This window comes from Marivita sp. NO-S04 (genome assembly GCF_059070475.1).
This window is the reverse complement of record NZ_CM180980.1, coordinates 2,753,617-2,772,238: the sequence shown is the minus strand read 5'-3', so window position 1 is coordinate 2,772,238 and position 18,622 is coordinate 2,753,617. Positions and strand designations below refer to the sequence as shown.

The window sequence follows — 18,622 nt, the reverse complement described above, 5'->3', positions numbered from 1 at the left end:
AACGGAAACTCTCAACGAACGTTGATCCAGCAACAGCGTAAAAGGAGAGTTTCATGATCCGCTCAATGACAACGACCACTGCTCTGGCCATATGCCTTGCCGCCCCTGTGGCCGCACAGGAGACCCACAGCTGGGGTGCAAAGAATGCCGATTTCGAACCCGCGTTTGAAAACCAGACCCGTGCCGAATTGGCGCAGTCCGATCTGACATTCGAGTATCGCGAGATCACCGAAGGGCTGGAACACCCATGGGCAGTGGCCGAACTGCCCGATGGGGCAGGGCTTCTGGTGACCGAGCGCCCCGGGCGTCTTGTGCATGTGTCACTGGATGGGGACGTGTCGGAGCCGATTTCCGGCCTTCCTGAGATTTTCAACCAATCGGCCGGCAACAGCACGCAAGCCGGTTTGCTGGATGTAAAAGTTGGACCGAACTTTGCCGAAGATCGAATGATTTATTTTACCTACGCCAAGGGAAAAGGCGACAGCATTTCGGTAACGGCTGCCGGACGCGGTGTCTTGTCCGAGGACATGACGGCCCTGACAGATGTTATGGATATCTTCGAACAAACCCCGCCCTCACCAGCCGCGATGCATTATGGCAGCCGGATCGTGTTTGACGGCAAAGGTCACGCCTTCATCACCACGGGCGAACACTTTACCGACGAAGAGCGTGAAAAGGCGCAAGGGTTGGACAATACGTATGGCAAAGTCGTGCGCGTGGGTCTTGACGGATCGATTCCAGAAGACAACCCGTTCGTCGGTCAGGAGGGTGCAGAGGCATCGATTTGGTCCTACGGACATCGCAACATCCAAGGTGCGGCCATGCGCGGCGAGCAACTATTTATTGTTGAACACGGCCCGGCTGGAGGAGACGAGATCAACATCCCACAAGCGGGGCTGAACTACGGCTGGCCGGTGGTATCCTACGGCGTGCGCTATGACGGTGAGGACATCGGAACAGGCGGAGCACAAGCCGAGGGCATGGCAGAGCCTGCATATTACTGGGACCCGGTCATCGCACCGGGGGATATGCTGTTTTACGAAGGTAACCTCATGTCCGGATGGCAAGGCGACAGCCTTGTTGCGGGACTGGTGGCGCCGGGTATTGTGCGGCTTGAGTGGGACGGAGACCGCGTCAGCGCCGAGGAGCGTCTGTTCACCGAATACGGCCGCGTGCGCGATATCGAAGAATTGAGCGACGGTAGTTTGATCCTCACCACTGATTACGAAAACGGTAGGCTGATCCATGTGACAATTGGTGGGTCGGGTTCCTGAGCAAAGCAAACGGAGCGCAAAATGCGCTCCGTTTTTTTATGCAGGTTTGGCGCGAAGACCACCCATTGTGGTTTGCGACACACGGATGGCGACGATTAGGGCCATGACCCAGCCGGTTGAGACTGCGGTTGCGATGCCCAGCCAGACCCCCCAGACATCAAAACCCAAGAGCGCAATAAACACCCAGATAAAGAAGGCGACGCCAAAGCCTTGGCGGTAGACGCTGATCCAAAGCGTGTAGATTGGGCGCTTCATCGCTTGCAGCAGCGAGTTGATGGAGAAGAGCATCATGTAGATCGGAAAAAGAAACCCATCGACCAACAGGTAACTTGCGCCGATCTCAATCACGTCTGCGTCTGACGTGAAGGGCCGCATGGCCCAAGCTCCGCCAAACCACAGGGCGGGCATAGCGATTAGCGACAACGCAAAGCCGAGTTTCCAGCAAAAGAACACGGCATCGCGCACGCGGTCATATTCCTTGGCCCCGAAATTCTGCCCCGCAATGGGCAGCAGCGCGCTTGTCATGCCGAGAACCGGCAGCAAAAGGATCTGTTCGATCCTGAGTGCGACGCCATAAGCGGCGATGGCATCTTCGCCGAAGTTCTTGAGCGCAAATTGGACGACAAAGCCGGAGACGAACATCACCACCATTGCCGTTGTGGCGGGCAGCATCTGTTCGAAGATGGCCTTGTAACACGCGGGATCGGGGACGAATTCGGCCCGTTTTACCCGCTCCATCATGTTCAGGTTGAACACGCGGGACAGGATGAACAGCATTACGCCTGTCTGGCTGATGACGGTGGCGGCGGCGATGCCATTGAAGCCCATGCCGCCCCAGATACCGGGAATGCCGAACATCATCAGCGGGTTGAGGCCGATATTGGCAAAGAAGGCGACCATCATAGCACGTTGCATCGACCGCGTGTCGCCATGCGCTTGCAGGATGCCATTGCCTCCATAGGCCAACAGAAAGCCGGGCAGGGCGAGGATCAGCAGGCGGAAATAGCCCAACGCGGCGTCGCGATAGCCACCCGGTTCGGATACCAGCGCGATCAGGTGTGGCCCCGCGAACCAGCCGCCGACCATCAGCAGCGCGGTGGCGATGACACCAAAGCTAAGGCCTTGTGCCGCGAGACTGCGGCTGGCCGTGGTGTTCTTTTCGCCCTTGGCATTGCTGACCAGTGCGCTGAGGGCGGACCCAAGGCCAAAGCCGACAGCCATCATTATGAAGAATGCTTGATAGCCAATGGCCAGACCCGCCTGCGCCTCGGTCGAGAGTTTGCCGGCAAAGTAAACGTCCACAACATTATAGAGTGTGGAGAACAGCATCCCCAAAGCTGCCGGGATGGCGAGGTTCTTGTAGTGGGTCAGCATTGGCCCGGTGGTTAGATCGTCGTTAAGGGCTAATGCCACGGGCGTTCCTGTCTCATAGCGACTGGGGGAGGTGTCACCCCCTTGCTGCGATATACTGAATGGCCCTGAAAGCCAAAGACCTATCGCGTGTCGCTTTTGGCATGGAGGCGGCACAGACGGCCTGCTAATCCGAGCAGCATGATACAACTCTCCGACAATATGCGCGGTGCGCTTTTGATGTGTGTCTCGATGGCCGCGTTCACCTTTGGGGACGCGTCAATCAAGGCGACCGGCGGGGATCTGCCGCTGTCGCAATTGCTGGTGATCCGCGGGGCTCTGGCCTCGGCAGCATTGATCGCGATGGCGGTCTATTTCAACGGGTTGAAGCTGCGACTTCCGGCCCAAGACTGGGCACTGATCCTTGGGCGCGGGCTGGCCGAAGCGACAGCGGCGTATTTCTTTTTGACTGCGCTTTTGGCGATGCCTTTGGCCAATGTGACCGCGCTTTTGCAGATGTTGCCATTGACCGTCACCTTGGGTGGCGCGCTGGTGTTCCGCGAGGCGGTGGGCTGGCGGCGCTGGTCGGCGATCATCATCGGGTTTGTTGGCATGCTGCTGATTGTGCGGCCGGGAACGGACGGGTTCACCTCGGCTTCGGTCTATGCGCTGTGCGCTGTCGCGGCGGTCACGGTGCGCGATCTGGTGACGCGGCGGGTGTCCAAAGTGGTGCCGTCGCTGACGGTAACGGTGTTTTCGTCGGTGATCGTGACGCTGTTTGCGGGGCTCTGGTCGATTGAACAGGACTGGGTCGCGATGACACCGCGGCTGACGATGCTGGTTCTGATGGCGACCACCTTTGTTATCTGCGCCTATCTGTGCAGCGTCATGGTGATGCGTGTTGGCGAAGTTAGCTTTGTCGCACCGTTTCGCTATACTGGGCTGGTCTGGGCGTTGATCCTGGGGTTTCTTGTTTTTGGCGAATGGCCAGAGCCTCTGACCTTGATTGGAGCGACGATCATCGTGGCGACAGGGGTGTTCAGCTTGCTGCGTGAGGCGCAGTTGAAGCGGCGGGCGCGAAAGCCGATTCTACCGCGTCAGCCGTGAGGGCAAACCGCCGGTTCAATGTCTCGATATGCTCGACTGTGGGAGCGTGAAAATCCGGGTGATCAACCTTGGGCTTTTGACGGGAATCGTTGCTCCCGTGGTGTGAGCGAAGATACATCGGTGCGTCGGTAAATGTGACGGTCGGCATGAAACGGTTGATGCGGCTGTGCGCGAAATTCATCAGGCTTTGCCGGACGCCGCCTTGAACCGCCAGTGCTTGCGCCACGCCGAGATAGGGATTGACCGTCTCGGTGATTTCGAACGGATGAAGGTCAGAGCGGCAGATGGTGTAGCCCCTGTTCCAATCGAACCCAACCAGCTTGTTGCCAAGAACCAAAGCGGCGCAATCGGTGGCTGCCTTTCGCAGGCGGGCAATGAAATCGACCGAGAGCGCGTCATCGTCATCATGGCGAACTTGCAGGCAGGGCTGATTGATATGCTTACGGGCTGCATTCAGAACAGACTGACAGATCTGCCGGTGCGGTGCGGGATCGCGCGCAATGATGCGCGCTTGGGGCAAATCGGCCATCAGGGCTTTCAGTCGGGCAAGATAGGGGGCGGGCAGACAGCTGCCGACCAAAACGACAAAGTCGAAATCGGGATCGGTTTGCGCCTTGAGGCCGGGTAGGCACAGGTGCTCGAACAGAGCAAACCGCTGCTCCATTCGGTCAGGCGCATAGAGAAAGGCGCGGCGGTCAGCGATGCTGTCGTGTTCTACTTGGAAACCGCCCTCGGCGGGGTAGGAAAACCGACAGAAAACGATGGTCTGCATGGCGATTGGCCCTGTGTAACGGCGACGGCTTGTGTTACGTAACTGTGCCTTGGCAACGCGGTGCACACAAGCGCCGGGGCGCTGTTGACAAGCTATCCGACTCTCCATATACGCGCGTCTAATTCGGCAGGGTGGATACCCGTTTTGCCGATTTACAGGACTGGAGCGGTCAAGATCCGGGCGCAAGCCCCGATCCTCTGGAAATGCACCGTATCGCTTCCACTAAGGAGGCGGATGCGGTTCTTTGCGTCGTTTTTGTAGGAAAACGGCGAGAATTGAACAGGGTCAAGCGGACGCGCATGGCCTTCATACGAAACCCGCACGGGACACCCCGTGCACCACATATGTGAGCTACACGGGGAAAGAACCGGAATGCCAACGATCCAACAGCTGATCCGCAAGCCGCGGCAGCCTAAAATCAAGCGCTCGAAGTCGCAGCACCTTGAGCAGTGCCCGCAGAAACGTGGCGTATGCACACGTGTCTACACAACCACACCGAAGAAGCCGAACTCGGCGATGCGTAAAGTGGCCAAGGTCCGTTTGACCAACGGTTACGAAGTCATCAGCTACATCCCGGGTGAAAGCCACAACCTTCAGGAGCACTCTGTGGTTCTGATCCGTGGCGGTCGTGTAAAAGACCTTCCCGGTGTGCGCTATCACATCCTGCGTGGTGTTCTGGATACCCAGGGCGTCAAGGACCGGAAACAGCGCCGTTCGAAATATGGCGCGAAGCGTCCGAAGTAAGAGGAATTACAGATGTCTCGTCGTCACGCCGCAGAAAAACGCGAAGTCCTGCCCGACGCCAAGTATGGCGACCGGGTTCTGACCAAGTTCATGAACAACCTGATGATCGATGGTAAAAAGTCGGTCGCGGAACGCATCGTCTACAGCGCGCTGGATCGCGTCGAAGGCAAGGTAAAGCGCGCGCCAGTGGAAATCTTCCACGAGGCGTTGGACAACATCAAGCCGTCGGTCGAGGTTCGCTCCCGCCGGGTTGGTGGTGCAACCTACCAGGTGCCCGTCGAAGTGCGTCCCGAGCGCCGCGAAGCGCTTGCGATCCGCTGGTTGATCAACGCGAGCCGCGCCCGCAACGAAAACACCATGGAAGAGCGTCTTGCCGCTGAACTTCTGGATGCCGTGAACTCCCGTGGTTCGGCCGTGAAGAAGCGTGAAGACACTCACAAGATGGCCGACGCGAACAAAGCGTTCAGCCACTACCGCTGGTAATAGGAGCCAAACACAATGGCACGCGATTATCCTCTCGAGCGCTACCGCAACTTCGGTATCATGGCGCACATCGACGCAGGTAAAACCACCTGCTCCGAGCGCATCCTGTTTTACACCGGCAAGTCGCACAACATCGGCGAAGTGCACGATGGTGCTGCAACCATGGACTGGATGGAGCAGGAACAGGAACGTGGCATCACGATCACGTCCGCTGCGACCACGACGTTTTGGGAACGCACGGAAAACGGTGTTGAGCCGGATAGCCCGAAGCACCGTCTGAACATCATCGACACCCCCGGTCACGTGGACTTCACCATTGAAGTCGAACGTTCGCTGGCGGTTCTCGACGGCGCAGTCTGTGTTCTTGACGCCAACGCTGGTGTTGAGCCGCAGACCGAAACCGTTTGGCGTCAGGCTGACCGCTACAAGGTTCCGCGCATGGTGTTCGTCAACAAGATGGACAAGATCGGTGCTGACTTCTTCAACTGCGTTGCGATGATCGAAGACCGTACAGGCGCGAAGGCTGTGCCGGTTGGCATTCCGATCGGTGCAGAAACTGAACTCGAAGGTCTGATTGACCTTGTGACCATGGAAGAGTGGCTCTGGCAGGGCGAGGATCTTGGTGCGTCCTGGATCAAAGCTCCGATCCGTGACAGCCTCAAGGACATGGCTGAAGAGTGGCGCGGTAAGATGATCGAAGCGGCCGTCGACATGGACGACGACGCGATGATGGAATACCTTGAAGGCAACGAGCCTGACGTTCCGACACTGCGCGCTCTGCTTCGTAAGGGCACGCTGTCGCTGTCGTTCGTACCGGTTCTGGGCGGTTCCGCGTTCAAAAACAAGGGTGTTCAGCCGCTGCTCAACGCTGTGATTGACTACCTGCCGAGCCCGCTCGACGTGGTTGACTACATGGGCTTCAAGCCGGGTGATGAGACCGAAACACGCAATATCCCGCGTCGCGCGGATGACGATATGGCGTTCTCCGGCCTTGCGTTCAAAATCATGAACGACCCGTTTGTTGGCTCGCTGACTTTCGTGCGGATCTACTCTGGTAAGCTCATGAAGGGCGACTCCATGCTCAACTCGACCAAAGGTCATGGTGAGCGCGTGGGCCGTATGATGATGATGCACTCCAACAACCGTGATGAAATCACCGAAGCGTATGCTGGTGACATCATTGCTCTGGGTGGTCTCAAGAACACGACAACTGGTGACACGCTTTGTGACAAAGCTGATCCGGTGGTTCTGGAAACGATGACGTTCCCGGATCCGGTCATCGAGATTGCGGTCGAGCCGAAAACCAAGGGCGACCAGGAAAAGATGTCCCAGGGCCTTGCGCGTCTGGCGGCTGAAGACCCCTCCTTCCGTGTGGAAACCGACATTGAGTCCGGTCAGACCATCATGAAGGGCATGGGCGAACTTCACCTCGATATCCTCGTTGATCGCCTGAAGCGTGAATTCAAGGTTGAAGCCAACATCGGTGCACCTCAGGTGGCGTATCGCGAAACCATCGGTCACGAGGTCGAGCACACCTACACCCACAAGAAACAGTCGGGTGGTTCGGGTCAGTTCGCCGAAGTGAAGCTGGTGATCACACCAACAGAGCCGGGCGAAGGTTACTCCTTCGAATCCAAGATTGTCGGTGGCGCGGTTCCCAAGGAATACATCCCAGGCGTCGAAAAGGGCATCAAGTCGGTTATGGACTCTGGTCCGTTGGCAGGCTTCCCCGTGATCGACTTCAAAGTGGCTCTGATCGACGGCAAGTTCCACGATGTGGACTCCAGCGTTCTGGCATTTGAAATCGCCGCTCGGATGGGCATGCGCGAAGGCATGAAGAAAGCCGGAGCGAAGCTGCTTGAGCCGATCATGAAGGTCGAAGTTGTGACGCCGGAAGACTATACCGGTGGGATCATCGGTGACCTGACATCCCGTCGGGGTCAGGTGACTGGGCAGGAACCGCGCGGCAACGCTGTTGCGATTGCTGCGATGGTACCGCTCGCCAACATGTTCGGCTACATCAACACGCTGCGTTCCATGTCCTCGGGCCGTGCGCAGTTCACGATGCAGTTCGATCACTACGATCCGGTCCCGCAGAACATCTCTGAAGAGATCCAGTCAAAATACGCATAACCCGCGGTGCGTGGGCAACCACGCACCCTACCAACCCTGTAGGATGTGTGCGCAACACGCACCGTGAGAAATGAAAAGGAGCTTTGCAATGGGCAAGGAAAAGTTTGAGCGCGGTAAGCCGCACTGCAACATTGGCACGATTGGTCACGTTGACCACGGCAAGACGACGCTGACGGCGGCGATCACGAAGTACTTTGGTGACTTCAAAGCGTATGACCAGATCGACGGCGCGCCGGAAGAGAAGGCACGTGGTATCACGATCTCGACCGCGCACGTGGAATACGAAACCGACGCGCGTCACTACGCACATGTCGACTGCCCCGGCCACGCGGACTACGTGAAAAACATGATCACCGGTGCTGCCCAGATGGACGGCGCGATCCTGGTTGTGAACGCCGCTGACGGCCCGATGCCGCAGACCCGCGAGCACATCCTGCTGGGCCGCCAGGTGGGTATCCCCGCCATGGTCGTGTTCATGAACAAGGTTGACCAGGTTGACGATCCGGAACTTCTGGAACTCGTCGAGATGGAAATCCGCGAATTGCTGTCGACCTACGACTTCCCGGGCGACGACATTCCGATCATCGCGGGCTCCGCTCTGCACGCCATGAACGGCACGCAGCCGGAAATCGGCGAGAACAAGATCCGCGAACTGATGCAGGCTGTTGACGACTACATCCCGCAGCCGGCCCGTGCGATCGACCAGCCGTTCCTGATGCCGATCGAAGACGTGTTCTCGATCTCGGGTCGTGGTACGGTTGTGACCGGTCGTATCGAGCGTGGCGTGATCAACGTTGGCGACACCATCGAAATCGTTGGCATCAAGGACACCAAATCGACGACCTGTACCGGCGTTGAAATGTTCCGCAAGCTGCTGGATCGTGGTGAAGCAGGGGACAACGTGGGCGTTCTGCTGCGCGGCATCGACCGTGAGGGCGTTGAGCGTGGCCAGGTTTTGTGCAAGCCGAAGTCGGTGAACCCGCACACGAAGTTCGAAGCCGAGGTCTACATTCTGACCAAGGAAGAAGGCGGTCGTCACACACCGTTCTTTGCGAACTACCGTCCGCAGTTCTACTTCCGGACCACAGACGTGACGGGCACCGTGACGCTGCCGGAAGGCACCGAAATGGTGATGCCGGGCGACAACCTGAAGTTCGACGTTGAACTGATCGCGCCGATCGCCATGGAAGACGGCCTCCGCTTCGCCATCCGCGAAGGCGGCCGCACCGTCGGCTCCGGCGTCGTGTCCAAAATCGTCGAGTAAACCTCAACGATACCAAATTGCGCGGGGCGGCGTCATGCCGTCCCGTATTCGGTTCGATGAAGGGGCAGGGTGGTCTTGCCTCATCCTCTCAACCGCAACGCCAATAAAGGCTAAGACCAATGCAAAGCCAGACTATTCGCATTCGGCTCAAGGCGTTTGACTATCGTGTGCTCGACGCGTCGACACAGGAAATCGTCAACACTGCCAAGCGGACCGGCGCGCAAGTGCGCGGCCCGATTCCGCTGCCGAACAAGATTGAGAAATTCACCGTTCTGCGCGGTCCGCACGTCAACAAGAAGTCACGCGATCAGTGGGAAATCCGTACCCACAAGCGTATGCTCGACATCGTTGACCCGACCCCGCAAACTGTTGATGCCCTGATGAAGCTCGACCTCGCCGCTGGCGTGGATGTCGAGATCAAGGTTTAAGGAGAGTATCCCATGATGCGCTCTGGTATCATCGCTAAGAAAGTCGGCATGACCCGGCTTTTCATGGAAGACGGAAAGCAGATTCCCGTGACCGTCCTCCAACTCGACAATCTTCAGGTGGTCGCGCAGCGCACATCTGATGAGCATGGCTATTCGGCTGTTCAGCTGGGCACCGGTTCGATCAAGGCAAAGCGCGTATCCAAGGCGATGCGCGGTCACTTTGCCAAGGCGAATGTGGAACCCAAGCGGAAGGTCGCGGAATTCCGCGTCGCACCCGAGAACCTGATCAACGTCGGCGAAGAGATCACTGCTGACCATTACTTCGAAGGTCAGTTTGTGGATGTCTCCGGCACGTCGATCGGTAAGGGTTTTGCCGGTGCCATGAAGCGTCACAACTTTGGTGGTCTGCGTGCCTCGCACGGTGTTTCGATTTCGCACCGTTCGCACGGCTCCACCGGCCAGTGTCAGGATCCGGGCAAGGTCTTCAAAGGTAAGAAGATGGCCGGTCACATGGGCGCTGTCAAAGTGACGACCCAAAACCTCCAGGTTGTGAAGACGGACGCGGAACGCGGCATCATCATGATCAAAGGCGCCGTTCCCGGCTCCAAAGGTGGTTGGGTGACCGTCAAGGACGCCATGAAGAAGCCGACGCCGGAAAACGTGATCCTGCCCGCCGCTCTGCGGTCGGCTGGTGAAGAAGCCAAGCGTCTGGCCGAAGAAGCCGCCGCTCAGGCCGCCGCTGAAGAAGCCGCCGCAGCAGAAACTGCAGCAGCAGAGGCAGCAGCAGCCGAAGAAGCCGCTCTGAAAGAAGCCGAGGCGGAAATTCAGGCTGAGAAGAAGGAAGGCGACGAATGAAACTCGACGTGATCAAACTGGACGGCGGAACCGCCGGGTCGGTCGAGCTGGGCGACGAGATCTTTGGTCTCGAGCCGCGCGCCGACATTCTGCACCGTGTCGTTCGCTGGCAGCGCAACAAAGCGCAAGCCGGTACACACAAGGTGAAAACACGGTCCGAAGTCAGCTACTCGACCAAGAAGATCTATCGCCAGAAGGGCACCGGTGGCGCACGTCACGGCTCCCGCAAGGCGCCGATCTTCCGCAAGGGTGGTATTTACAAGGGCCCGACACCACGCAGCCACGCGCACGACCTTCCCAAGAAGGTGCGTAAGCTTGGTCTCATGCACGCTCTGTCCGCCAAGGTCAAAGACGGCTCGCTTGTCATCATCGAGAACATCGATTCTGACGGCAAAACATCCGTTCTGGCCAAGCAGGTTGCAAACCTGGGCTGGAAGCGCGCGCTGATCATCGACGGGGCAGAGGTGAACGAAAACTTCATCCGCGCCGCAGCCAACATCGACGGTCTCGATGTTCTGCCGTCGATGGGGGCAAACGTCTATGACATCCTCAAGCGTGACACTCTGGTGCTCACGAAGGCGGGTGTCGAAGCACTGGAGGCTCGTCTGAAATGAGCGCGAAAGCTGAACATTACGATGTGATCCGCAAGCCGATCATCACCGAGAAAACCACGATGGCGTCCGAGAACGGTGCCGTTGTGTTCGAAGTGGCGATCGACGCCAACAAACCGCAGATCAAAGCAGCCGTAGAAGCGCTGTTTGGTGTGTCGGTCAAGGCGGTCAACACGACGATCACGAAGGGCAAAACCAAGCGTTTTCGTGGGACCATGGGTCGTCGGAAAGACGTGAAGAAGGCCTACGTGACCCTTGCCGTAGGCAATACGATCGACGTGACCACGGGTCTTTGACGCAGCGTATTTAGCTGTTGCTTGCTGAAATTAGAAAGGCTCCCGCAGCAATTCGGGGGTCTTTTTTGCGTTTGAGGTTCAGCCCTAAGTTCTTCCCGCTGCGAAAAAGTAGTTGTCTTGTGAACGGACTTAGCGACATCCTGCAGAGGCGGTCCCGTCTCATAGCTCGGAGTAAAGTCATCCTATGCTCGTGAAATGCAATCACTGTAATCATCAGGAAAATGTTGCTTGGCTCGACTTGGCGCCGCAACACGAACGCTTCTTTTATCAGTGCAGCAATCTTTGCGACCCGTCGGTCACGGGCTATGCCCAGAGGATGCGGTCGGTCTTGGAGGCGCCGGTATCCTTTCACCTTCCTAGAGTCACTAGCCTCCGCGCCTCCGCCCTGTCCTACAAAATCTACGACTGTGCAGCGGGCGCGCAATATCAGCCCATACAGCTGTCCAAGACGACCATGAAGGCGCTCAAGAAGGATTCGGATTCCGACGAAATCGTAGCGCAGTTTCCAATCTTTGGTCGCTCTTGGCGCGGGCTAAAGGACAACTCACTTACCGCCATGGTGATCGTATTTGCGAACCCCGGCGAGATGCCCCCTTATACGATTTACGTCGTGTTTCGGGGCTCGGCTGGTGACAAGAGCAAGGGCGGGTCGGGCTGGATGGGCGGCAGTGTCGGAACCGGCCAGAGCAAGAGCACGCAGAAGGTCAACATCGACTGGCGTGCGAATTTCGACAATGTGCAGGAAGAGGCTGACTGGGGCGGCGGCGGCTTAATGATTCACGGTGGCTACAAAAGTGTGCTGGGCTCGTACCGCGACGATGTGTTTCGTGTCTTGTCCCGGGCACGCCGGCTCTTTCCAGGGGCGAACATCGTGACGACGGGACACAGCCAAGGGGCAGGGCATTGCGTTCTGTTCACGCACTGGTTGATCCATCAGGAGCCTGACATTCTTCCGTCGCTTTTCTGTATTCCGATCTCGCCGCCGCGAGTAGGAGACATTCGCTTCGCCAACGACTTTACCGCAAAGATTGTCGCGCGCACGCCGATCCTGCCCCACGACGCCGAGGCGTCGCTGGGCGCGATGTTCTTGGTGCGCGGGCATGATCCAGTATCTTTCAACATGGAACAGGCCTATGCCTTCAAGAGTCTGCAAGACCCAAGGGGCGGAGAGGAAAGCCTTCGCAAATGGGCAGGTCGCGGCATTATTCGCGGGGGTTTGGCCGCCGAGCGAAAGGAAAAGAGTTACGGGGGCGAGGGCTTGCAGACTTATTTCCATCCCCAGTGTTTGAAGATCCTGCCTGGGGTATGGTTCGCCGAGGGCAAGGGCCAAGTTCTGAACCACAAGCCCAATTGGATCCGCGACCAGCTTCGCACGCAGTTTACCAAGACCATGTGACACCCTGAACCGGTCGGGATGCTTGACGCCCCTAGCGGTATCCCTTAAACGGCACCAACCGCGCAGCCCCGGATTCGTCCGGGGCTTCGTTGTTACGTTAACCGGGGACCTTCGGGGCCCTATACCCATGGCGGATACGTCCGCCCAACATAGCGGGTCGTCAAAGACCTGCACTTGCTAACGGAAGACAGAAAGCATGGCACTCAAGTCGTATAAGCCGACGACGCCGGGCCAGCGCGGGCTGGTGCTGATCGACCGTTCGGAGCTGTGGAAAGGCCGTCCGGTCAAAGCCCTTACTGAGGGTTTGACCAAATCGGGTGGCCGGAACAACACCGGACGTATCACATCCCGTCGTCGCGGTGGTGGGGCGAAACGCCTTTACCGTATCGTTGATTTCAAGCGGAACAAGTTTGACGTGGGCGCGACCGTCGCGCGTATCGAATATGACCCCAACCGCACCGCCTTTATCGCGCTCGTCCAGTATGACGATGGCGAACAGGCCTATATCCTCGCGCCCCAGCGTCTCGCCATTGGCGACCGCGTGGTTGCGTCGCAAAAAGCTGACGTGAAGCCAGGCAACGCGATGCCCTTCTCGGGGCTGCCCATCGGGACAATCGTTCACAACATCGAACTGAAGCCCGGCAAGGGTGGTCAGATCGCCCGTGCCGCCGGGACCTACGCTCAGTTCGTGGGTCGTGACGGTGGTTACGCGCAGATCCGTCTGAGCTCGGGTGAGCTTCGCATGGTCCGTCAGGAATGTATGGCCACCGTCGGTGCCGTGTCCAACCCGGACAACTCGAACCAGAACTTCGGTAAAGCGGGCCGCATGCGCCACAAGGGTATTCGCCCAAGCGTCCGTGGTGTCGTCATGAACCCGATCGACCACCCGCACGGTGGTGGTGAAGGCCGGACCTCGGGTGGTCGTCACCCGGTGACCCCGTGGGGCAAGCCGACCAAGGGCAAGAAGACCCGCAACAGAAACAAGGCGTCGCAGAAGCTGATCATCCGCTCGCGTCACGCCAAGAAGAAGGGGCGGTAAACCATGTCGCGCTCTGTATGGAAGGGCCCATTCGTCGATGCCTATGTCTTGAAAAAGGCGGAAGCGTCGCGTGAGTCGGGTCGCAACGAAGTTATCAAAATCTGGTCGCGCCGCTCGACGATCCTGCCCCAGTTCGTGGGCCTGACGTTTGGCGTATACAACGGCCAGAAGCATGTTCCTGTGAACGTCACCGAAGACATGATCGGTCAGAAGTTTGGTGAATATTCGCCGACACGGACCTATTACGGTCACGCGGCTGACAAAAAAGCGAAGCGGAAGTAAGTCATGGGCAAGGAAAAGAACCCCCGCCGCGTGGCTGACAACGAAGCCATGGCGAAGCTGCGGATGCTGCGCACCAGCCCGCAGAAACTCAACCTCGTCGCCGGTCTCATCCGCGGCAAGAAAGTGGATCGCGCGTTGACTGATCTGACCTTCTCGAAGAAGCGGATCGCGGCGGACGTGAAGAAATGCCTTCAGTCGGCCATCGCCAATGCCGAAAACAATCACGGCCTCGACGTGGACGAACTGATCGTCGCCGAAGCCTATGTTGGCAAGAACCTCGTGATGAAGCGTGGCCGTCCGCGGGCACGTGGCCGTTTCGGCAAGATCATGAAGCCGTTTTCGGAGATCACCATCAAGGTGCGTCAAGTTGAGGAGCAGGCCTAATGGGTAACAAGACCAATCCGATCGGCATGCGCCTTCAGGTGAACCGCACCTGGGACAGCCGCTGGTACGCAGACACTAAGGACTATGGCAATCTTCTGCTCGAGGACATCGCGATGCGCGAGTTCATTGCAAAAGAGTGCAAGCAGGCCGGTGTGGCACGCGTCATCATCGAACGCCCGCACAAGAAGTGCCGCGTGACCATTCACACAGCACGTCCCGGCGTCATCATCGGCAAGAAAGGCGCGGACATCGAAACGCTCCGCAAGAAGCTCGCCGCGATGACTGACAGCGAACTGCACCTCAACATCGTTGAAGTGCGTAAGCCGGAACTTGATGCGCAGCTGGTTGGCGAAAGCATCGCCCAGCAGCTCGAGCGTCGTGTGTCCTTCCGTCGTGCCATGAAGCGTGCTGTGCAGAACGCCATGCGTATGGGTGCCCTCGGCATCCGCGTGAACGTTGCAGGCCGTCTGGGTGGCGCGGAAATCGCACGGACCGAATGGTACCGCGAAGGCCGTGTGCCGCTGCACACGCTGCGCGCCGACATCGATTATGCCAATGTGGAGGCAACAACGCCTTACGGCATCATCGGCATCAAGGTCTGGATCTTCAAAGGCGAGATCATGGATCATGATCCGTCTGCACGGGATCGTAAGGCACAGGAACTGCAAGACGGTCCCGCACCGCGTGGTGCTGGCGGCGGTCGGAGGAACTAATCATGCTTCAACCAAAGCGTACAAAATTCCGTAAGATGTTCAAAGGCCGGATCAAGGGCGAAGCCAAGGGCGGCTCCGATCTGAACTTTGGCACCTTCGGCCTCAAGGCGCTTCAGCCTGAGCGTGTGACTGCACGTCAGATCGAAGCAGCCCGTCGTGCCATGACGCGTCACATGAAGCGTCAGGGCCGTGTCTGGATCCGGATTTTCCCGGATACCCCGGTCACGTCGAAGCCGACCGAAGTCCGTATGGGTAAAGGTAAGGGTTCGGTCGATTATTGGGCCGCCAAGGTAAAGCCGGGTCGCGTGATGTTCGAAATCGACGGCGTCGGTGAGGACATTGCCCGCGAAGCGCTGCGTCTGGCCGCGATGAAGCTGCCGATCAAGACCCGCGTCGTGGTTCGCGAGGACTGGTAAGCGGTTCGGTGCGTGCAAGCACGCACCCTACAAGATTTAGAAACCCCTGGTGTGAAAGCGCCGGGGGTTTTTCTTTGGCAATCATTTGAATGATGTCACCAAACGCTTCTAAGCGTTTGGTGACTAAGATTGAGGCGCGGATCAAAGCCATTCGAATGGCTTTAGAAAGCGTTTCGAAACGCTTTCCTCACTCCCACCGATAGTTGAAACTCACCGACAGCCGTTCATCTTCGGACTGGTTCATCACCACCTCGTGGCGCAGCCAGCTTTCCCACAGCAGCACGTCCCCGACCGAAGGTTTTACGTAAATGAAGTTCCGCATTTCTTCGCGTGCGTCTGTGCGGCGGGGTGGGGCGGCCATCATCATGGCGTGGCGCGGGTCTTCCAATTTTAGCGCCGACGCGCCTTCGGGCATCGACACGTAGGTGGTTCCCGAAATCACGGAATGTGGGTGGATGTGCGCTGCGTGAAACCCGCCTTCGGGCAGGATGTTGATCCAGAGGTCTTCGAGCACCAGCTTCCGACCATCCAGATCGAATTCCAGATCTACAGCAAAGGCTGCGACATGGGCGTCGAGCGACTTAACCAAATCGGCAAAGATCGGAAAGCGCCAGGGCAGGTCTGACAGGGACGCGTAGGACGTATAGCCGGGATAGGCATTGTCCTCGCACCATTGCTGGCCAGCCTCGTCATCCTCCGCGATGGCGAAACAGGAGTTTTCCATTTCCTCGGCGTCGATGTTCGGTGCGTGATCGGACAGGGGCGCGTGGTAGAGGCGGGTCACGAAGAGGGAAGATATTGTGCTCATGACCCCGTCATAATATGCGGTCGCACCAATGGCGAGAGGACATTGAAGCGACATGTAAACAAAGGGGTTGCGCGACTCTGGCATCCCGCCTATACGCGCCACTTCATCCACCTCCACCGGGAATCAGGGTGACCCACATCAATGATGGGGCTCTCCGGTGATGTTGATAGAAAGGAACGGCGCATGAACGCCAAGGAACTGCATGACAAGACACCGGATCAGCTCCGGGATGAGCTTGTGTCCCTGAAGAAAGAGGCCTTCAACCTCCGCTTTCAGGCGGCCACCAGCCAGCTTGAGAACACCGCGCGCATTCGTGAAGTGCGCCGCAACGTGGCACGTGTGAACACCGTGCTGAACCAAAAAGCGGCTGCTGCCGCCAGCGACGCGTAAGAGGAGCCTGAACAGATGCCCAAACGTATCCTTTCCGGCACCGTTACATCGACCGCCAATACACAAACTGTGACCGTGTCCGTCGAGCGCCGCTTCAAGCACCCGGTTCTTCAAAAGACGATCCGGAAGTCGAAGAAATATCGCGCCCATGATGAGGCCGAGAAATTCGTTGTTGGGGACGTTGTCCGCATTCAGGAATGCGCCCCCAAGTCGAAGACCAAACGTTGGGAGGTTATCGCTGAGTAAGCGATAGCTTTTTGGCATTTACGAAACCCCCGGGCCAATGCCTCGTCTGAGCGGTCCGGGACGTCGGGAGACAAATTATGATCCAGATGCAGACCAATCTGGATGTTGCTGACAACTCCGGCGCACGCCGAGTTCAGTGCATCAAGGTTCTGGGTGGGTCCAAGCGGAAATACGCGTCGGTGGGTGACATCATCGTCGTATCCGTGAAGGAAGCCATCCCGCGCGGTCGCGTGAAAAAAGGTGACGTCCGCAAGGCCGTCGTCGTACGCACCGCCAAAGAAGTCCGTCGCGAAGACGGCACAGCCATCCGTTTTGACCGCAATGCTGCCGTGATCCTGAACAACGCAGGTGAGCCGGTCGGTACGCGTATCTTCGGCCCGGTTGTGCGTGAACTCCGCGCCAAGAACTTCATGAAAATCATCTCGCTTGCTCCGGAGGTGCTGTAATGGCTGCTAAACTCCGTAAAGGTGACAAGGTGGTCGTGCTTGCCGGTAAAGACAAAGGCAAGTCGGGCACAATCGCATCCGTCGATCCGAAGGCCGGTAAGGCCATCGTCGATGGTGTGAACGTCGCAATCCGCCACGTGCGCCAGTCCCAGACAACCCAGGGCGGTCGCACTCCCAAAGCGATGCCGATCGACCTGTCGAACCTGGCTATCGTTGATGCAAACGGCAAACCGACCCGCGTTGGCTTCAAGATCGAAGGCGACAAAAAGGTCCGTTACGCCAAGACAACAGGGGATGTAATCGATGCTTGATACTGCAACCTACACCCCGCGTCTGAAGGCCGCTTTCCGCGAGCAAATCAAGGCCGCGATGAAAGAAGAGTTCGGTTATTCGAACGACATGATGATTCCGCGCCTCGACAAGATCGTGCTGAACATCGGCTGCGGTGCCGAAGCTGTCCGTGACAGCAAGAAAGCAAAATCCGCTGTTGAGGATCTGACAAAGATCGCGGGTCAGCAGGCCGTGACCACCAAGGCAAAGAAATCCATCGCGGGCTTCCGCGTTCGCGAAGAAATGCCGCTTGGTGCCAAGGTGACCCTGCGTGGCGACCGGATGTACGACTTCCTCGATCGTTTGATCACCATCGCGATGCCCCGTATTCGGGACTTCCGCGGCGTGAAGCCGTCCTTTGATGGTCGTGGCAACTTTGCCATGGGCATGAAAGAGCACATCGTGTTCCCCGAAATCGACTTTGATAAGGTCGACGAAGTCTGGGGCATGGATATCATCATCACGACGACCGCAAAGACCGACGCGGAAGCCAAGGCGCTGTTGAAGCATTTCAACATGCCGTTCAACGCCTGAGGGGACTGATACCATGGCGAAGAAAGCAATGATTGAACGCGAAAAGAAGCGTCAGAAGCTGGTGGAAAAGTACGCCGCCAAGCGCGCTGAGCTGAAGACAATCGCGAACGACGAAAGCAAGCCGATGGAAGAGCGCTTCAAGGCGCGCCTCAAGCTTGCAAAACTGCCGCGGAACAGCGCGCCCTCGCGCCTGCACAACCGCTGCCAGCTCACCGGGCGTCCGCACGCCTATTATCGTAAACTCAAGGTCAGCCGGATCATGCTTCGTGAACTTGCCAGCAATGGACAAGCCCCCGGTATGGTCAAGTCGAGCTGGTAAGG

The 18,622-nt window shown here is 58.0% G+C and carries 25 protein-coding genes; 22 read left to right on the top strand and 3 right to left on the bottom strand.

Annotated elements, in window-relative coordinates; translation table 11 throughout:
* The first annotated feature begins 65 nt into the window (after positions 1 to 65).
* On the top strand, positions 66 to 1,274 hold the full coding sequence (locus tag ACK3EW_RS14215) for a PQQ-dependent sugar dehydrogenase (RefSeq protein WP_493809735.1): 1,209 nt from the start codon (positions 66 to 68) through the stop codon (positions 1,272 to 1,274).
* A gap of 36 nt (positions 1,275 to 1,310) precedes the next feature.
* Here the strand turns inward: ACK3EW_RS14215 and ACK3EW_RS14210 are convergent, their stop codons facing one another.
* Positions 1,311 to 2,648, bottom strand: a complete 1,338-nt coding sequence (locus tag ACK3EW_RS14210) for an MATE family efflux transporter (RefSeq protein WP_493809734.1) — start codon at positions 2,646 to 2,648, stop codon at positions 1,311 to 1,313.
* Positions 2,649 to 2,825: 177 nt separating this feature from the next.
* Here ACK3EW_RS14210 and ACK3EW_RS14205 point away from each other — a divergent pair, with 177 nt between their 5' ends.
* Positions 2,826 to 3,731: a DMT family transporter gene (locus ACK3EW_RS14205; RefSeq protein ID WP_493806716.1), complete on the top strand. Its 906-nt coding sequence runs from the start codon at positions 2,826 to 2,828 to the stop codon at positions 3,729 to 3,731.
* On the opposite strand, the gene ACK3EW_RS14200 is transcribed toward ACK3EW_RS14205, so the two are convergent.
* Complete coding sequence (locus ACK3EW_RS14200; RefSeq protein ID WP_493806715.1) at positions 3,664 to 4,503, bottom strand: putative rhamnosyl transferase; 840 nt, start codon at positions 4,501 to 4,503, stop codon at positions 3,664 to 3,666. The two genes, ACK3EW_RS14205 and ACK3EW_RS14200, sit on opposite strands and share 68 nt — an antisense overlap.
* A gap of 372 nt (positions 4,504 to 4,875) precedes the next feature.
* On the opposite strand from ACK3EW_RS14200, the gene rpsL reads away from it, so the two are divergent.
* The 14 genes from rpsL (at position 4,876) to rplP (ending at position 15,547) form a co-directional block, all read left to right on the top strand.
* Positions 4,876 to 5,247, top strand: coding sequence for a 30S ribosomal protein S12 (rpsL, locus tag ACK3EW_RS14195; RefSeq protein WP_054000841.1), 372 nt, complete (start codon positions 4,876 to 4,878; stop codon positions 5,245 to 5,247).
* 12 nt (positions 5,248 to 5,259) lie between these two features.
* Positions 5,260 to 5,730: a 30S ribosomal protein S7 gene (rpsG, locus tag ACK3EW_RS14190; protein WP_085628843.1), complete on the top strand. Its 471-nt coding sequence runs from the start codon at positions 5,260 to 5,262 to the stop codon at positions 5,728 to 5,730.
* A gap of 15 nt (positions 5,731 to 5,745) precedes the next feature.
* Positions 5,746 to 7,863 (top strand): elongation factor G, encoded by a 2,118-nt coding sequence (gene fusA, locus ACK3EW_RS14185; protein WP_439121548.1) that lies wholly within the window; start codon positions 5,746 to 5,748, stop codon positions 7,861 to 7,863.
* Positions 7,864 to 7,951: 88 nt separating this feature from the next.
* On the top strand, positions 7,952 to 9,127 hold the full coding sequence (tuf, locus tag ACK3EW_RS14180; RefSeq protein ID WP_493806714.1) for an elongation factor Tu: 1,176 nt from the start codon (positions 7,952 to 7,954) through the stop codon (positions 9,125 to 9,127).
* 119 nt (positions 9,128 to 9,246) lie between these two features.
* The gene (gene rpsJ / locus ACK3EW_RS14175; RefSeq protein ID WP_085628845.1) at positions 9,247 to 9,555 is read left to right on the top strand and encodes a 30S ribosomal protein S10; all 309 of its coding nucleotides are present in this window, start codon (positions 9,247 to 9,249) and stop codon (positions 9,553 to 9,555) included.
* A 12-nt stretch (positions 9,556 to 9,567) separates the two neighbouring features.
* Complete coding sequence (rplC, locus tag ACK3EW_RS14170) at positions 9,568 to 10,410, top strand: 50S ribosomal protein L3 (RefSeq protein ID WP_493806713.1); 843 nt, start codon at positions 9,568 to 9,570, stop codon at positions 10,408 to 10,410.
* A complete protein-coding gene (rplD, locus tag ACK3EW_RS14165; RefSeq protein WP_493806712.1) occupies positions 10,407 to 11,024 on the top strand; it encodes a 50S ribosomal protein L4 in 618 nt (205 codons plus the stop codon). Before rplC ends, rplD begins: the two co-directional genes overlap by 4 nt.
* On the top strand, positions 11,021 to 11,317 hold the full coding sequence (locus tag ACK3EW_RS14160; RefSeq protein ID WP_493806711.1) for a 50S ribosomal protein L23: 297 nt from the start codon (positions 11,021 to 11,023) through the stop codon (positions 11,315 to 11,317). The genes rplD and ACK3EW_RS14160 overlap by 4 nt, the downstream gene beginning before the upstream one ends.
* A gap of 184 nt (positions 11,318 to 11,501) precedes the next feature.
* Positions 11,502 to 12,713, top strand: coding sequence for a lipase family protein (locus ACK3EW_RS14155; protein WP_493806710.1), 1,212 nt, complete (start codon positions 11,502 to 11,504; stop codon positions 12,711 to 12,713).
* Between the two features lie 196 nt (positions 12,714 to 12,909).
* On the top strand, positions 12,910 to 13,752 hold the full coding sequence (gene rplB, locus ACK3EW_RS14150) for a 50S ribosomal protein L2 (protein ID WP_085628849.1): 843 nt from the start codon (positions 12,910 to 12,912) through the stop codon (positions 13,750 to 13,752).
* Between the two features lie 3 nt (positions 13,753 to 13,755).
* Positions 13,756 to 14,034: a 30S ribosomal protein S19 gene (gene rpsS / locus ACK3EW_RS14145; protein WP_085628850.1), complete on the top strand. Its 279-nt coding sequence runs from the start codon at positions 13,756 to 13,758 to the stop codon at positions 14,032 to 14,034.
* A 3-nt stretch (positions 14,035 to 14,037) separates the two neighbouring features.
* Positions 14,038 to 14,418 carry a 50S ribosomal protein L22 gene (gene rplV / locus ACK3EW_RS14140; protein ID WP_085628851.1) on the top strand — a complete coding sequence of 127 codons (381 nt, stop codon included), beginning with the start codon at positions 14,038 to 14,040 and terminating at the stop codon, positions 14,416 to 14,418.
* On the top strand, positions 14,418 to 15,131 hold the full coding sequence (gene rpsC / locus ACK3EW_RS14135; protein ID WP_493806709.1) for a 30S ribosomal protein S3: 714 nt from the start codon (positions 14,418 to 14,420) through the stop codon (positions 15,129 to 15,131). Before rplV ends, rpsC begins: the two co-directional genes overlap by 1 nt.
* Positions 15,132 to 15,133: 2 nt before the next feature.
* Positions 15,134 to 15,547: a 50S ribosomal protein L16 gene (gene rplP / locus ACK3EW_RS14130; RefSeq protein WP_085628853.1), complete on the top strand. Its 414-nt coding sequence runs from the start codon at positions 15,134 to 15,136 to the stop codon at positions 15,545 to 15,547.
* 187 nt (positions 15,548 to 15,734) lie between these two features.
* Here the strand turns inward: rplP and ACK3EW_RS14125 are convergent, their stop codons facing one another.
* On the bottom strand, positions 15,735 to 16,355 hold the full coding sequence (locus ACK3EW_RS14125) for a 2OG-Fe(II) oxygenase family protein (RefSeq protein ID WP_493806708.1): 621 nt from the start codon (positions 16,353 to 16,355) through the stop codon (positions 15,735 to 15,737).
* Between the two features lie 183 nt (positions 16,356 to 16,538).
* On the opposite strand from ACK3EW_RS14125, the gene rpmC reads away from it, so the two are divergent.
* The 6 genes from rpmC (at position 16,539) to rpsN (ending at position 18,620) form a co-directional block, all read left to right on the top strand.
* On the top strand, positions 16,539 to 16,745 hold the full coding sequence (gene rpmC / locus ACK3EW_RS14120) for a 50S ribosomal protein L29 (protein WP_085628854.1): 207 nt from the start codon (positions 16,539 to 16,541) through the stop codon (positions 16,743 to 16,745).
* A gap of 15 nt (positions 16,746 to 16,760) precedes the next feature.
* On the top strand, positions 16,761 to 16,991 hold the full coding sequence (rpsQ, locus tag ACK3EW_RS14115) for a 30S ribosomal protein S17 (RefSeq protein ID WP_085628855.1): 231 nt from the start codon (positions 16,761 to 16,763) through the stop codon (positions 16,989 to 16,991).
* Positions 16,992 to 17,068: 77 nt separating this feature from the next.
* On the top strand, positions 17,069 to 17,437 hold the full coding sequence (rplN, locus tag ACK3EW_RS14110) for a 50S ribosomal protein L14 (RefSeq protein WP_007427594.1): 369 nt from the start codon (positions 17,069 to 17,071) through the stop codon (positions 17,435 to 17,437).
* Complete coding sequence (rplX, locus tag ACK3EW_RS14105; protein ID WP_085628856.1) at positions 17,437 to 17,748, top strand: 50S ribosomal protein L24; 312 nt, start codon at positions 17,437 to 17,439, stop codon at positions 17,746 to 17,748. The genes rplN and rplX overlap by 1 nt, the downstream gene beginning before the upstream one ends.
* Positions 17,741 to 18,301 carry a 50S ribosomal protein L5 gene (gene rplE, locus ACK3EW_RS14100; protein ID WP_085628857.1) on the top strand — a complete coding sequence of 187 codons (561 nt, stop codon included), beginning with the start codon at positions 17,741 to 17,743 and terminating at the stop codon, positions 18,299 to 18,301. Before rplX ends, rplE begins: the two co-directional genes overlap by 8 nt.
* A 13-nt stretch (positions 18,302 to 18,314) precedes the next feature.
* A complete protein-coding gene (rpsN, locus tag ACK3EW_RS14095) occupies positions 18,315 to 18,620 on the top strand; it encodes a 30S ribosomal protein S14 (protein ID WP_085628858.1) in 306 nt (101 codons plus the stop codon).
* The last annotated feature ends 2 nt before the right edge of the window (positions 18,621 to 18,622 follow it).

Excerpts from the sequence above, each read along its gene's own strand:
- ACK3EW_RS14200 (WP_493806715.1), bottom strand. The coding sequence starts at position 4,503 with ATGCAGACCATCGTTTTCTGTCGGTTTTCCTACCCCGCCGAGGGCGGT.
- ACK3EW_RS14160 (WP_493806711.1), top strand. The coding sequence starts at position 11,021 with ATGAGCGCGAAAGCTGAACATTACGATGTGATCCGCAAGCCGATCATC.
- rpsN (WP_085628858.1), top strand. The coding sequence starts at position 18,315 with ATGGCGAAGAAAGCAATGATTGAACGCGAAAAGAAGCGTCAGAAGCTG.
- rplX (WP_085628856.1), top strand. The coding sequence starts at position 17,437 with ATGGCTGCTAAACTCCGTAAAGGTGACAAGGTGGTCGTGCTTGCCGGT.
- rplV (WP_085628851.1), top strand. The coding sequence starts at position 14,038 with ATGGGCAAGGAAAAGAACCCCCGCCGCGTGGCTGACAACGAAGCCATG.
- rpsJ (WP_085628845.1), top strand. The coding sequence starts at position 9,247 with ATGCAAAGCCAGACTATTCGCATTCGGCTCAAGGCGTTTGACTATCGT.
- rplB (WP_085628849.1), top strand. The coding sequence starts at position 12,910 with ATGGCACTCAAGTCGTATAAGCCGACGACGCCGGGCCAGCGCGGGCTG.
- ACK3EW_RS14155 (WP_493806710.1), top strand. The coding sequence starts at position 11,502 with ATGCTCGTGAAATGCAATCACTGTAATCATCAGGAAAATGTTGCTTGG.
- rpmC (WP_085628854.1), top strand. The coding sequence starts at position 16,539 with ATGAACGCCAAGGAACTGCATGACAAGACACCGGATCAGCTCCGGGAT.
- ACK3EW_RS14215 (WP_493809735.1), top strand. The coding sequence starts at position 66 with ATGACAACGACCACTGCTCTGGCCATATGCCTTGCCGCCCCTGTGGCC.
- ACK3EW_RS14205 (WP_493806716.1), top strand. The coding sequence starts at position 2,826 with ATGATACAACTCTCCGACAATATGCGCGGTGCGCTTTTGATGTGTGTC.
- rplN (WP_007427594.1), top strand. The coding sequence starts at position 17,069 with ATGATCCAGATGCAGACCAATCTGGATGTTGCTGACAACTCCGGCGCA.
- rplD (WP_493806712.1), top strand. The coding sequence starts at position 10,407 with ATGAAACTCGACGTGATCAAACTGGACGGCGGAACCGCCGGGTCGGTC.
- rplP (WP_085628853.1), top strand. The coding sequence starts at position 15,134 with ATGCTTCAACCAAAGCGTACAAAATTCCGTAAGATGTTCAAAGGCCGG.
- ACK3EW_RS14210 (WP_493809734.1), bottom strand. The coding sequence starts at position 2,648 with ATGCTGACCCACTACAAGAACCTCGCCATCCCGGCAGCTTTGGGGATG.
- rpsG (WP_085628843.1), top strand. The coding sequence starts at position 5,260 with ATGTCTCGTCGTCACGCCGCAGAAAAACGCGAAGTCCTGCCCGACGCC.
- ACK3EW_RS14125 (WP_493806708.1), bottom strand. The coding sequence starts at position 16,355 with ATGAGCACAATATCTTCCCTCTTCGTGACCCGCCTCTACCACGCGCCC.
- rpsQ (WP_085628855.1), top strand. The coding sequence starts at position 16,761 with ATGCCCAAACGTATCCTTTCCGGCACCGTTACATCGACCGCCAATACA.
- rpsS (WP_085628850.1), top strand. The coding sequence starts at position 13,756 with ATGTCGCGCTCTGTATGGAAGGGCCCATTCGTCGATGCCTATGTCTTG.
- fusA (WP_439121548.1), top strand. The coding sequence starts at position 5,746 with ATGGCACGCGATTATCCTCTCGAGCGCTACCGCAACTTCGGTATCATG.
- rplC (WP_493806713.1), top strand. The coding sequence starts at position 9,568 with ATGATGCGCTCTGGTATCATCGCTAAGAAAGTCGGCATGACCCGGCTT.
- rplE (WP_085628857.1), top strand. The coding sequence starts at position 17,741 with ATGCTTGATACTGCAACCTACACCCCGCGTCTGAAGGCCGCTTTCCGC.
- rpsC (WP_493806709.1), top strand. The coding sequence starts at position 14,418 with ATGGGTAACAAGACCAATCCGATCGGCATGCGCCTTCAGGTGAACCGC.
- rpsL (WP_054000841.1), top strand. The coding sequence starts at position 4,876 with ATGCCAACGATCCAACAGCTGATCCGCAAGCCGCGGCAGCCTAAAATC.
- tuf (WP_493806714.1), top strand. The coding sequence starts at position 7,952 with ATGGGCAAGGAAAAGTTTGAGCGCGGTAAGCCGCACTGCAACATTGGC.